Origin of the sequence: Candidatus Caldatribacterium sp., from assembly GCA_014359405.1 — a bacterium.
Taxonomy (GTDB): Bacteria; Atribacterota; Atribacteria; order Atribacterales; family Caldatribacteriaceae; genus Caldatribacterium; species Caldatribacterium oleiphilum.
Genome location: JACIZN010000050.1, coordinates 1 through 12715 on the forward strand (window position 1 = coordinate 1; position 12715 = coordinate 12715).

Annotated in this window: 9 protein-coding genes, 2 tRNA genes and 1 pseudogene; 8 read left to right on the forward strand and 4 right to left on the reverse strand. The window is 57.5% G+C overall.

From position 1 onward, the window contains the following. Positions 1 to 60: 60 nt before the first annotated feature. Positions 61 to 258: a hypothetical protein gene (locus H5U36_05240; protein MBC7217553.1), complete on the forward strand. Its 198-nt coding sequence runs from the start codon at positions 61 to 63 to the stop codon at positions 256 to 258. Positions 259 to 264: 6 nt separating this feature from the next. On the opposite strand, the gene H5U36_05245 is transcribed toward H5U36_05240, so the two are convergent. After that, positions 265 to 339: transfer RNA gene (locus tag H5U36_05245), tRNA-Val, on the reverse strand. A 149-nt stretch (positions 340 to 488) separates the two neighbouring features. On the opposite strand from H5U36_05245, the gene H5U36_05250 reads away from it, so the two are divergent. Genes H5U36_05250 through rho form a run of 6 tightly spaced genes read left to right on the forward strand, consistent with a single transcriptional unit; the run spans position 489 to position 7601 of the window. Beyond that, a complete protein-coding gene (locus tag H5U36_05250; GenBank protein ID MBC7217554.1) occupies positions 489 to 2153 on the forward strand; it encodes an arginine--tRNA ligase in 1665 nt (554 codons plus the stop codon). A gap of 14 nt (positions 2154 to 2167) precedes the next feature. Continuing rightward, positions 2168 to 3793: a CTP synthase gene (locus H5U36_05255; protein MBC7217555.1), complete on the forward strand. Its 1626-nt coding sequence runs from the start codon at positions 2168 to 2170 to the stop codon at positions 3791 to 3793. Then, positions 3790 to 4608 carry a glutamate racemase gene (murI, locus tag H5U36_05260; GenBank protein ID MBC7217556.1) on the forward strand — a complete coding sequence of 273 codons (819 nt, stop codon included), beginning with the start codon at positions 3790 to 3792 and terminating at the stop codon, positions 4606 to 4608. The genes H5U36_05255 and murI overlap by 4 nt, the downstream gene beginning before the upstream one ends. Then, positions 4595 to 5485, forward strand: a complete 891-nt coding sequence (gene ispE / locus H5U36_05265) for a 4-(cytidine 5'-diphospho)-2-C-methyl-D-erythritol kinase (protein ID MBC7217557.1) — start codon at positions 4595 to 4597, stop codon at positions 5483 to 5485. The genes murI and ispE overlap by 14 nt, the downstream gene beginning before the upstream one ends. After that, positions 5478 to 6227, forward strand: coding sequence for an NTP transferase domain-containing protein (locus tag H5U36_05270; protein ID MBC7217558.1), 750 nt, complete (start codon positions 5478 to 5480; stop codon positions 6225 to 6227). The genes ispE and H5U36_05270 overlap by 8 nt, the downstream gene beginning before the upstream one ends. 21 nt (positions 6228 to 6248) lie before the next feature. Beyond that, positions 6249 to 7601, forward strand: coding sequence for a transcription termination factor Rho (gene rho / locus H5U36_05275; GenBank protein MBC7217559.1), 1353 nt, complete (start codon positions 6249 to 6251; stop codon positions 7599 to 7601). Positions 7602 to 8413: 812 nt separating this feature from the next. Here the strand turns inward: rho and H5U36_05280 are convergent. Further along, positions 8414 to 10066, reverse strand: a complete 1653-nt coding sequence (locus H5U36_05280; protein ID MBC7217560.1) for an HD domain-containing protein — start codon at positions 10064 to 10066, stop codon at positions 8414 to 8416. A gap of 103 nt (positions 10067 to 10169) precedes the next feature. Here H5U36_05280 and H5U36_05285 point away from each other — a divergent pair. After that, positions 10170 to 10877, forward strand: a pseudogene (locus tag H5U36_05285) (GGDEF domain-containing protein). Between the two features lie 9 nt (positions 10878 to 10886). Here the strand turns inward: H5U36_05285 and H5U36_05290 are convergent. Then, positions 10887 to 10972, reverse strand: a tRNA-Leu gene (locus H5U36_05290). A 52-nt stretch (positions 10973 to 11024) separates the two neighbouring features. Continuing rightward, positions 11025 to 12668 (reverse strand): diguanylate cyclase, encoded by a 1644-nt coding sequence (locus H5U36_05295; GenBank protein ID MBC7217561.1) that lies wholly within the window; start codon positions 12666 to 12668, stop codon positions 11025 to 11027. Positions 12669 to 12715: the final 47 nt, after the last annotated feature.

The following is a 12715-nucleotide window of genomic DNA, read 5'->3' on the forward strand; positions in this document are numbered from 1 at the left end:
GGTGCGAGGGGAGAAGGAGGCGGAAAGCCTCATTTCCCGGCATGTGAGGAGGGGGTAGCCTTGGAGAGGGGAGAGAAGACCATTCGGGACGCCTTTGAGGAGTTCTTCTTTGGACCCCTCGGCAAAATCCTTGAGCCCTTCCTGAGTGAGGAAGCGCGGCAGCACCTCTCAAGGGCACGGGTGGAGATTCTGAAAGCGGCCCGGGCCTTCATCGACGCAGAGATCGAGCGGATCGAGAGAGGGAAAAAAGAGGGGTAATAAAAATGGTGCGCGGTGCTGGATTCGAACCAGCGACTTCCACCGTGTGAGGATGGCACTCTTCCGCTGAGTTAACCGCGCACTCTGGGGAAATTATAAACCAGTTTCGCCAAAATATCAATCCGTTTTTTGCCTTGCCCCGGACACAAAGGGAATGTTGCAGCAGGAGGGGAAAAAATATATAATGGCCCAGGATTTCTGGGAGACTCGCAGAACTGGGGAGAGCGGCAATGAGTTATCTCGTTCTTGAATCGCTCCGGGAGAAAATCACCGAAGCCCTTTCGACTCTTGATCCCTCTTCAGGACAGGTGGATTTCGTAGTTGAACCGACGCGGGAGAAAAGGCACGGGGATTTCGCCACCAATGTCGCTTTTCTCCTTGCCCGCGCCCTCAAGCGTCCTCCTCGGGAGGTGGCGCAGAGGCTCGGGGAAGCCCTGCGGAACCTCCTCTCAGGCATAGCCCGGGTGGAAGTGGCCGGCGGGGGATTCATCAACTTCACCCTCGAGGATAACTTCCTCCTTGAGCTCCTTGCAAGAGCCCTTGAAGAGAACGAGCGCTTCGGAGAGGTGAACGTCGGGAAGGGGAAAAGGGTTCAGGTTGAGTTCGTGAGCGTCAACCCCACGGGTCCCCTCCATGTGGGCCATGGGAAGTGTGCGGCCTTTGGGGATGCCCTCGCCCGAATCCTCAAGAAAGCTGGATTCCGGGTCGAGAAGGAGTACTACATCAACGATGCGGGAAAGCAAATTGAGCTCCTCGGCGCTTCCCTTGAGGCCCGCTTCCGGCAGCTCCTCGGGGAAGAGGTGGATATCCCCGAAGGTGGGTACCGGGGGGAGTACCTTGTTGATATCGCCCGGGAGCTCCTCAGGGAAAAAGGTGCGGGGATTCTTGAGCTTCCTGAAGAAGAGCGGACGAAGCTCTTCCGAGAGTACGCGGTGGAGAAGATTCTTGCCCAAATCCGCAAGGACCTCGACGATTTCCGGGTCTTCTTTGACGTGTGGTTCAGCGAGCGTTCCCTCTACGAGAACGGGGAAGTGGAGTACGTCCTCGGTCTCCTCAAAGAAAAAGGCTACACCTACGAAGCGGACGGGGCCCTGTGGCTTAAAACGACCCTCTGGGGGGACGACAAGGACCGGGTGCTTGTCCGGGAGAATGGCCTGCCGACCTACTTTGCCTCCGACATCGCGTACCACTGGAACAAGTGGAAGCGGGGTTTCGAGCGCGTCGTCGACATCTGGGGAGCCGACCACCACGGGTACATCCCGCGAATGCATGCGGCAATAAAAGCCTTGGGGCTTCCCGAGGACTTCCTTGAGGTCTTCATCGTTCAGTTTGTGACGCTTCTTCGGGGAGGGCAGCCGGAGCGCATGTCCACCCGCCAGGGAGAGTTCGTGCCCCTTCGGAGCCTCATCGACGAAGTCGGGGTGGACGCTGCCCGGTACTACTTCCTCATGCGGGATCCGGAGACCCATCTTGAGTTCGATATCGAAGAGGCGAAGCGCCAGTCCATGGACAATCCGGTGTACTACGTGCAGTACGCCCACGCCCGGATTACATCGGTCTTCCGGGAGGCAGAAAAGCGCAACCTCAGGTGGGTGCCTCATGAAGAGGCGCTCCGCTTTGGTTTTGAGAACGAGGACGAGAGGGACATCGCCAAGGCCATCGTGTACTTCCCGGAGGTTGTCAAGCAGAGCGCCCTCCTCAGGCAGCCGTATCTTGTCTGCAACTACCTCCACGATCTGGCCGGTTCCTTCCACTCCTTCTACAACCTCCACCGGATTCTCGACGGGGAGAACGTGCCGCGCACCTCTTTTCGTCTGGCCCTGTGCCGCCTCACCCAGATTGTCCTGCGGAACGCCCTGGAGCTCCTCGGGATTTCAGCCCCCGAGAGCATGTGAGCGAGGTTGAGACCATGAAGGACAAGGGGAAGTACATTTTTGTCACGGGTGGGGTCGTTTCTTCCTTGGGGAAAGGTATCACCGCGGCTTCTTTGGGGAGAATTCTCAAAAGCCGCGGGATTAGAGTCACCATGCAGAAGTTCGACCCCTACATCAACGTCGATGCGGGGACCATGAACCCCTACCAGCACGGGGAGGTCTTCGTGACGTACGATGGGGGAGAAACGGACCTCGACCTCGGGCACTACGAGCGGTTTATCGATGAGGAACTCTCAAAGTCAAGCAACGTCACCACGGGAAAGATTTACAGCTCCGTCATCGATAAGGAGCGGCGGGGGGACTTCCTGGGCGCCACGGTCCAGGTTATCCCCCACATCACCAACCAGATTAAAGAGGAAGTCTTTCGCCTCCGGGAGGAGAGCAAAGCCGAGGTCTCCATTGTCGAGATTGGGGGAACGGTGGGCGACATCGAGGGCCTGCCCTTCCTTGAGGCCATCCGGCAGATCAAAAACGACATCGGCAAGGACAACTGCCTCTACGTCCACGTGACGCTTGTCCCCTACATTGAAGCGGCAGGGGAGCTCAAGTCAAAGCCCACCCAGCACAGCGTGAAGGAACTCCGAAGCATCGGCATCCAACCTGACGTCATCGTCTGCCGCTCCTCTCGCCCCATCACCGCCGAAGTCATCTCGAAAATCGCCCTCTTCTGCGATATCGAAAAGGAAGCCATCATCCCCCTCATGGACGTCCAGTCCATCTACGAGGTGCCTTTGGTCCTTGAAGAGCGGGGGGTGGGGGACCTTGTTACGGCGAAACTCGGCCTCTCCCCGAGGGCCTCGGATCTGCGGGAATGGTCGGAGATTGTGCAGCGCATGAAGGAAGCAGAAGATACGGTGGTGATTGGCCTGGTGGGGAAGTACGTGGAGTCGAAAGACGCCTACCTCAGTATCTGCGAGGCCCTAAAGCACAGCGCCGCATCTTTGGGGGTCCAGGTGGTTATCCGCCCCATTGAGGCGGGGATGCTTGAGAAGGCCGACGCCCGCGAGGTGCTCTCCGGGGTCGATGGGATTCTCGTCCCCGGAGGATTCGGCCACCGGGGGATTGAAGGGAAAATTGAGGCGGTGCGGTACGCCCGGGAGCGGGGTGTGCCTTTCTTTGGGATTTGCCTGGGGATGCAGGTGGCCGTCATTGAGTTTGCCCGGAGCGTCCTGGGGTTTTCCGATGCCCACTCCACGGAATTCGACCCCAGTACCTCGCATCCTGTGATTGATCTCCTCCCCTCCCAGCGGAACATGCGCAACAAAGGTGGGACCATGCGCCTTGGGAACTACCGCTGTGTCCTCTCGGAGTCCTCTCAGAGCTTCGCCCTCTACGGACAGAACGAAATCCTGGAGCGGCACCGCCACCGCTACGAGCTCAACGAGCGCTTCGTGGACCACTTAGAGAAGAAGGGCATGCTCATGGCGGGGTTCAACCCGGAGTACCAGGTGGTTGAGATTGTAGAGCTTCCTGATCACCCCTTCTTCGTGGGGGTTCAGTTCCATCCCGAGTTCAAGTCCCGTCCCAACCGTCCTCATCCGCTTTTCCTTGGGTTTTTGAAAGCTTCCCATTCGTTCCACCAGAGGAGAGAGCGCCTTTGAAAGAGGATACCATTGGCGTTATAGATTCAGGTATCGGTGGGCTCAGCGTGGTTCTTGCGGTACGGGAGCTCTTTCCTTCAAACCCCATCGTGTACTTTGCGGACCCTCTCCATTTCCCCTACGGGGAGAAGGAGGAGCAGGAACTTTCTGCCATCGTGCGGCCGATTCTTGATTTCCTCGTGTACGGGGTGGGGGTTCGGGTGCTTGTTGTGGCCTGCGGAACGGTGAGCTCGCTTCTTCTTCCAAAGCTCAAAGAGGAGTACCCGGTGCCCCTTTTGGGGATTGTGGAGCCGGCCTGCAGGGAGGCGCTGACTCGTGTTCCCGAGGGAGCCATCGGGGTTCTTGCCACGAGGGCCACAGTCCGGGTGGGGTCCTTCCGCAAGACCTTGGAGCAGCTCCGCCCGGGGGTTCTGGTCCTTGAGGAGGCCTGGCCGGAGTTCATCGAGGCGGTAGAGGAGGGAAACTTCGACACCCCCTCGTGGAGAGCCTGGGTTCGGGAGCGCCTTGAGGTGCTTTATTCCCGGGGTGTCAGGGGTGTCATCATGGGCTGTACCCACTTTGCCTTCATCAGCGGTTTTTTTGAGGAGCTCGCCCGGGATCTTTTTCCGGTGATTAACCCGGCATCAAGCTGCGCCCGGGAGGTGGCAGGGGTCCTTGCTCCCGCGAAAGCAGGGGTCTCTCCCTCCCTTACCGTTTTCGTCCGGGGGGATCGGGAGCACTTCCTCCGCACGGTCCAGGGCTTCCGCATCCCTCTCCCCATGGAGGTCCTCTCCTTTGCCGATGCGCGCGGGTGGGTAGCCTATGGTTCTCTGTAGGGAGAAGGTGTACATTCTCCGGACTTTCGCGAAAATCAACTGGTTCCTTCTCATAGAGGGGCTCCGCGCTGACGGGTACCACGACATCCTCTCCCTCATGCAGCAGATTGCCCTCTGCGACGAAATCCGGATAACCGAAAGCACCTCCGATTCCCTCTCCTGCAACCTCCCCATACCCCTTGGGGAAGAGGGGCTCCTTGCCCGGACCCTCTCGCTTTTGCGAGAGGCTTTCCCGGAGCTCTCCCGGTTCCGCTTTTCTCTTGAAGTCAAAAAATCGATTCCTCCGGGAGGGGGCCTTGGGGGAGGAAGTAGCAACGTGGCTGCGCTCTTGCGCTTTCTCCCGCGCCTTGCGGGGCACAACCCGTCTTTGGAGGAGCTCATCCGCCTTGCCCTTTCCCTCGGTTCAGACATCCCCTTTTTCGTGGTGAACGCTCCCTTTGCCCTGGTTACAGGAAGGGGAGAGAGCGTCACCCCCCTCTCCTTTCCGCCCCGCCGGCACCTCGTTCTCCTTTTCCCTCCCTTTCCGATATCCACCGCCTGGGCGTACCGGCGCTGGGATGAAAAGGGGAAAAGGGGACCAAAAGAACCCCTTGAGAGGTTCCTGAAAGGCGGGGGAAGCGTTCCCATTGAAGAGGTGGTGTGGAACGATTTCGAGGAGATTCTCTTTGCGGAGTACCCGGTCCTTGAAAAGTACCGGGATACTCTCCTTTCCTTAGGGTGCCGCAGGGCCTTTGTCACCGGGAGCGGCTCAACCATTGTTGGAGTTGTGGCAAGTAGAGAGGAAGGAGAGGAAATCGTGGCGTACCTCAAGAAGAAGGGGCTGCGGGCGCTCTGCACCGAGACACGGAGTGAAGAGGGAGGGGAAGAGTATGCCTGATGCGGTGATTCTTGCCGGGGGAAGTCACGGGGGAGAAATAGAGAAAAAATTTGGGGTTCTCAACCGGGCCCTTCTTGTCATCCGGGGTAAGTTTATGGTAGAGTATGTCATAGAAGCCCTCAGGAACGTATCCTCGATTCAGCGAGTAGTCATTGTCGGTCCAGTTCCTGTGCTCCAGGCCCGGATTGGGAATCTGGTTGACGCCGTTGTTGAGGCAGGAAGAGACCCTTTTGAGAGCACCCTCAGGGGTCTTGAGGCCCTGGGGACGAAGGAAAAGGTTCTCGTGGCGACGAGTGATTTACCTCTTCTCCGAGCTGAGGCGGTTCGGGATTTCCTTACCCGATGTGCAGAGGTAGCTGCAGATTTCTACTATCCGATTGTCCGGAAGGAAACGTATGAAGCAAGAATTGGTGGGGGAAAGCGGACCTTTGTGCGCCTTCGGGAAGGGTCCTTCACAGGGGGGAACCTGCTCCTCCTTGATCCGAAGGTTGTGGAGGCGAAAAAGGACTGGATTGCCCGTGTGGTGGCGTCTCGGAAAAACCCCATTGCCATTGCTCGACTCCTCGGGGCGCGCATCATCCTGAAGCTCCTCTTTCGTCGCCTCACCATCCGCGACGTGGAGGAGCGGGTGGAGAGAATCCTCGGCATGCGGGGTCGGGCCATCATCACACCCTATGCAGAAATCGGCTTTGACGTCGATACGGTAGAGCACGTGTCCTTAGCGGAGAAACTTCTTGAATGAGGAAAAAGGAGGTTCAATGCGGTGCCTGAGAACAATCACATCGATATCGTGACGGAAGAAAAAGAAGAAGAGAAAAAGACTGAAAAAACCGAAAAGGTCGATGTCCCCCAGTACACCCTGGCGGAGCTCAAGAAAAAGACAGGAAGCGAACTCGCCGAAATAGCCCAGAGCCTCGGCATTTCAGGCTACAGCAGGAAACGGAAGAACGACCTCATCTTTGAAATTCTCAAGAAGGGCGCCGAAGCGAAAGGCTACCTCTTCAGCGAGGGGGTCCTTGAAATCACCCCGGAAGGGTACGGGTTCCTCCGAACTTCAGACGACTTCACCCCCAGCGAGAACGACGTGTACGTTTCCCCCTCCCAGATCAAGCGCTTCGGCTTAAGTAGCGGCGATAAAGTCGCCGGACAAGTCCGTCCCCCCAAGGAAGGGGAGCGGTACTACGCCCTTTTGCGCATTGAGGCCATAAACGACGAGGACCCTGAGCAGGCCAAGAAACGCCCCCTTTTCGAGAACCTCACCCCGATTTTCCCCAATAAGCAGTACGTCCTCGAGACCACTCCTGATGAAATCGCCACCCGAATCATCGACATCTTTGCCCCCATCGGGAGGGGGCAGCGGGGGCTCATCGTCGCTCCGCCGAAGGCCGGAAAAACCATCCTCCTTGAAAAGATAGCAAACGGCATCACCACGAACTACCCGGACGTCGTCCTCATAGTCCTCCTCATCGACGAGCGGCCTGAGGAAGTCACCCAGATGGAGCGCTCCGTCAAGGGGCACGTCATCGCTTCAACCTTTGACCAGAAACCCGAAAACCACATCCGGGTGGCGGAACTCACCCTCGAGCGGGCGAAGCGCCTCGTGGAAGAGGGGAAGGACGTGGTGATTCTCCTTGACAGCATCACCCGCCTTGCCCGGGCGAACAACCTCGTCGTCCCAACGACCGGGAAAACCCTCTCGGGAGGCATCGACTCCTCCGCCCTCCACTGGCCGAAGCGGTTCTTCGGCGCGGCCCGGAATATCGAAGAGGGAGGCAGCCTCACCATCATCGCCACCGCCCTCATCGACACCGGCTCCCGGATGGACGAAGTCATCTACGAGGAGTTCAAGGGAACGGGGAACATGGAGCTCCATCTGAGCCGGGCTTTAGCAGAGAGCCGGATTTTCCCCGCCATCGACATCCACCGCTCGGGAACCCGCCGGGAAGAGCTGCTCCTCAAAAAGGAGGACCTCGAGCGCATCTGGATGCTCCGCCGGCTCCTCGCCAACGTCGACACCCAGGAGGCGGCCCAGATGGTTATCGAGCGCATGAAGAACACCCGCTCCAACCGGGAATTCCTGAAAATCATCGACCAGGTCCTCAAGACGTCACGGTAGGGAAAGACCCGAGGAAGCCCTGCGGTTTTGCAGTAGCCGGGGCGCCGGAGGATTGTGGCGCAACGGCCCCCGGAATTGCCCACTGCGCTTCGTGAGTATGCGGCGGCTGTTTCCTGGAGGCGTCACCGCAAGGCCGTAGCATCGCCTCCGAAGGAGTCTCTTCCCCCGCGTCACCGTGAACCTGTCGTTTCGGTTCTTTCCCCGTCATCGCAAACCCTTGGTTTCGCCCCTTTCTCCGTCATTGCAAACCCGTAGTTTCGCCCCTTTCCCTGTCTTTGCGAACTCGTAGTTTCGCTTCCCCCACCGTGTCTTTGCGAACTCGTAGTTTCGTTTGTGAAGCAATCTCCCTCTACCAGGCCTGAGACTGCTTCGTCGCTTTGCTCCTCGCAGTGACATCTAAAGGCGTCGTTGCGGACTCGTAGTTTCGCCCCTTTCTCCGTTGTTGCGAACTCGTCGTTTCGTCTGTGAAGCAACCTCAGGCTGCTTCGCTTCGCTCGCAGCGACAAACTGAAGGAACTTGCAGCGACAAACCAAGGAAGCTCGCAGTGGCAAATCAAGGGGACTCACAGCGACAGACCAAAGGGACTCGCAGCGGCAAACCAAAGGAACCTGCAGCGACGAACTAAAGGGGCCGCAGTGGTAAATCAAAGAGCCCAAAGCGGCAAACCAAGGGGTCTGCGGTGGTAAACCAAAGGGCTTGCAGTGGCAAACCAAGGGTCCGCGGTGATGAATTAAAGGGACGTGCGGTGGCTGTTTTTTGGGTCTTGCAAAATTGTCCTTTTGCCTGTGAAGGAGGGAAAACCACACCGTCCCTACATCGGATACCGGGCAAATCCTCTCCTGAGCTCAGCCTGCCTCCGAAAGATGAGCCCATATAGGCGGTCGATTTCTCGCTCCGGAAGGGCAAACTCCTCAAGGAGGACGCGACGGGCAAAGCCAAGGTCTTCGACCCTTGTCACCCTCCCGGGGATGATAAAGTGTTCCCCGTAGGCTGTAAGGAGAACGCAGATTCTGTCTCCCACCTGGAGGTTCTGGTCCTTAACAAGGAGCATCATCCGCTCTCCCCCGATGGCTTCTGTTCGTGCCCTCTTCAGGTTTCCGGGGTTCTTCATGAGTTCGTGGGGGAGGTTCTTTACGTCCCCCTCAAGCTTCAGGAAGCGAACCTCAAGGTCCCAGGGAAGGACAAAGCCTTTTCTCCGCCGCACCGCTTGCCCAAGGAGGAAAAGGTGGCGGTTTCCCCTTCCAAAGAGGTACTTTGCCTTTGCCTCCACGGTGAGGTAGGAGAGCTCATAGGAGATGAGGACCTCTTCCCCCGGCTCAAGGGAGGGAGCCTGAGGATGGAAAAGGATGACTGTCTTCTCTTCTTCACTTTCTCCCACCCTCCCGAAGTAGACCTCCTCTTTCCCTTCCCTGATTCTCCGCAGAGTCACCTCAAGGCCTGGGAAAAGGGGAACTGTTTCTCCCTCAAGGGGGGAGAGGTAGTACTCGGGAATTTCCTGAAGGAGCGCCTCCACAATGCCCTTGTTGAGCTTGCCCGTTTCCCCAAGGAGGGTGAGTTCCCGGATGGTCCCCTCAAGAGAATAGGCTTCCCGGTAGGGGCGGTGGTGGGCAAGGGCATCAAAGACATCGCAGACTGCAAGGATCTGGGAGAGGAGAGGGATTTCCTCTCCCCGCAAGCCCAGGTACCCGCTCCCATCGAGGCGCTCATGGTGGTAGCGGGCAAAAAGGACATAGGGCTCCATGAGTTTGTTCCCCAGAAACATTCGATCGAGCTCTAAGACGTGCCGCTTCACCTCCTCGAATTCTCTTTCGGTGAGCTTTCCCGGCTTCAGGAGGATCTCCCGGGGGACGAAGAGCTTCCCAAGATCGTGGATGAGCCCTGAGAACCTTGCTGTTTCCTGCTCATCCCCGGAGAGGCCAAGGCGGGAAGCCACCTGCTCGGAGAGAACGGCAACCCGGAGGGAGTGGTGGTAGGTGTAGGCATCGATGCTCTCAAGAAGGGAGACAAAGCTGAAGAGGAAATGGCTGATGAGGAGGGTGCGGTTGCGGTGAGCCCAGGTTTCTAAGAGGGCAGAAAGGGGAAGAGAGTACTTCCTCAGGACCTCTCGAATGCGCTCACCGATATCCTCAGAGAGCACAAAGACAAAGAGGAAGGGAAAGGCTGGGGTGATGGCAAAGAGGAACTTCCCTGGAATCCTCTCAAGGGGAAAGACAATCTCGACCATCGGTACCTTGCTTTTCTCAAGGAGGATTCCCTTGCAAAGCCCGGACCAGTCAGGTTCCTCAGGGGGAGTGATCCTTAAGCCCTCTGCCTCTCTGTCAATCCCTTCGGTGGGACTGAAGGCGGCGACAACCTCAAGCTCTCCATCAAGGAGGGGGACAAGGAGGAAGACTTTGAGGATTCCAGGCTCTCCAATCCTCCGGCAGATTTCTGAAAGGAGAAGCTCCCAGGAAATCTCAGCCACAGCTTCCTCCAGATTCTTGAGAACCACTATACATTATACCACGGGGCAGAAAAGAAGGTTCTCCACCTTGATTCCCGCAGGGGATGGGGTATAATCCAGGAAAATGAGAATCCTGAGGGAGGGAGGGAAGATGGAGTACCTTCTGCGGATTGCGTTCCTTGCCGCCCTTCTTTTTGTTGCCCTTCATAGCTATTTCAAGACGAAGTTCCTCGTTCGGGAAAGAGTCTGGTACCTTCCTTTCTACGGGGGCCTTGCCCTTGCTTCTCTTGGGATTCTCATTGCCCCCTTCCCGGGAGCCTTCCTTCTCTTTGCGGGGCTTTCGCTTCTCCTTTTCGGTGTGGGGGGCATTGTGCGGTACTTTAAGCGCTCTTCCATCCGGGACTACCTCACCGGGCTCTACTCCCAGGTGTACTTCTTTGAGGAGTGGCTCCCCCGGGAAATGAAGCGACAGAATCGTTCCGGTGGGAGCATTGCCTTTGCCATGATTGATATCGATGGCCTAAAGAGAGTGAACGACCAGAACGGGCACCATGCCGGGGACAGACTCCTCCAAAGGTTTGCCTCGGTGGTGCTTTGCAGTATCCGCAGGGAGGATGCTGCCGTTCGCTTTGGGGGAGATGAAATCCTCCTTGCCTTCCCGGGAGGGCAGGAAGAGGGGGTAAGAAAAGCTCTGAGGCGGATAGAAAAAGCCCTGCCGGATATCCCCTTTTCCTGGGGAGTGAGTGTCTGGGAGGGAAAAGGAGACCCTGAGGAAGCCATAAAGGCGGCAGACTGCCGCATGTACGAGAGGAAGAGGGCCAAGAAGAACGGAGAGAACTCCTGGTGCGAGAGGCGGGAGTTGAACCCGCACGGGCCTTCACCCACTGGATCCTAAGTCCAGCGCGTCTTCCGTTCCGCCACTCTCGCAGGGGCAAGAAAGATTATATAGCCTCCACCGCACATCGTCAACAAAAGAGGATTACTCAGGAAGAGGCTGCCTCCGGCTCTTCATCTCGTACATGCTGCCATCGGCCTGGGCAAGGAGCTCCTCCACCGAGGAAGGACGCTCCGGATCAAAACGGGCAAGACCAAAGCTCACAGAGAGAGAATACGGCTTCCCGAGCTCTCGAGAGCGGGAACGGAGCCCCTCTTCCACTCTTCTCAGAATCTCCAGGGTTCCCTCTTCGGTGCATTGAGGAAGAACGAGAACGAACTCATCCCCGCCAAAGCGGAAGACTGTATCCGAGCCCCGGGTGGACTCCCGCAGGACCTGAGCCACAATCCGGAGACACTCATCCCCCTCGAGGTGCCCGAAGCGGTCGTTGATGGCCTTCATGTTATCCACATCAATGAAGGCAACGGTTACCGGACTCCTCTTCAAAAGGGCAACGGCAAGCTCCCGCTCGAGAATCTCGTATCCTGCGCGCCTGTTGTACACCCCGGTGAGTTCATCGACACTGGCAAAGTGGGTGAGTTGCAGTTCCCGGATTTTCTCCTCGGTAATGTCCTCAGCAGAGGAGAGAATGCCCGTCACCTTCCCTTTCTCATCGCACAGGAGGGTGTTGTGCCACCGCATGATGCGAATGCCGTCTCGGGTCTTGACGGGGTTCTCGTGGTAGATTTCCTCCTCCGAGCAAGCTCCCTCAACAAGCTGCAAGAAGTACTTCTTCGTCTCTTCCCTGATTCCCTCGGGGAGAAAGTGCTCGAACCAGTCCTTGCCGAGAATCTCCTCCCTCGGGTACCCGAGGAGCTCTGCGCCCTTCCGGTTGATGAGGACAACCCTACCGTTTCTGTCAAGGACAAGGAAGAGAATTCCGGCGTTTTCGATGTAGCTCTGGAACTGGCGGGATTCCCGGAAAAGGTCGAAGAAGAGGAGACGCTGAGGTTCCCGGAGGGAGACCTCGACAACCGCCTTGTATATCAGGTAGAAGGACAAAAGCTTTAAGAGGTGTCCGAGCACATTGGATATCCCGTAGACGCTGACGTAGAGGGTGAAAAAGAGCTCGCTCCCGATGGTGACGAGGATGCTTGCCACAAGGAGGCGGAAAACGGAAGGGTCAAAGGACGCCCGGAACCTCGAAAGGACAAGGACGCTCAGAAAGAGAATCCCCGAGATTACGTACTCGCTTATCTTTTTGAAAGCGGTGAGCCCCTCCCCCTCGATGTAACAGGTGGGGAAAGTACCCCAGAGGAAAATGGAGAGGATGCTGAGGACAAAAAACGCAGCAAGAGCAAGAAAGACGAGTAAAATCCTGGGCTTTGAGCGGAGGAAAAGGGGGGCGAGGAAAAGGGCAGAGCTCTCCAGGTACCGGGCCGCAATCCAAAGCTGCGTAGGGACGTTGGCTGTTGCCCCCGGGAAAATCTGCATCCCCTTGTAGGCCAGGGTGTGGACAAAGTCGAGGAAAGCCACGAAAAGGTACGCCACCCCGAGAAAGAGGAAGTAACCGTTCCGTGTGAAGTGCCTTGAGGAAAAGGTGATGACGAAGATGAGGACGGCCACTATGATGGAGTAGAGTTCTATGGCGGTGTGGAAGAGGAGGAAATTCCGCTGCGCCACCCAGAAAGAGGCAAAAAGAACGGCCCCGAAAAGGGCAACCTCGGGGAAAACACGTTGCCTATCCATCGCCGGACAGAATGATTTTCAATCGGTCCACCACCGCTCAGATGGTG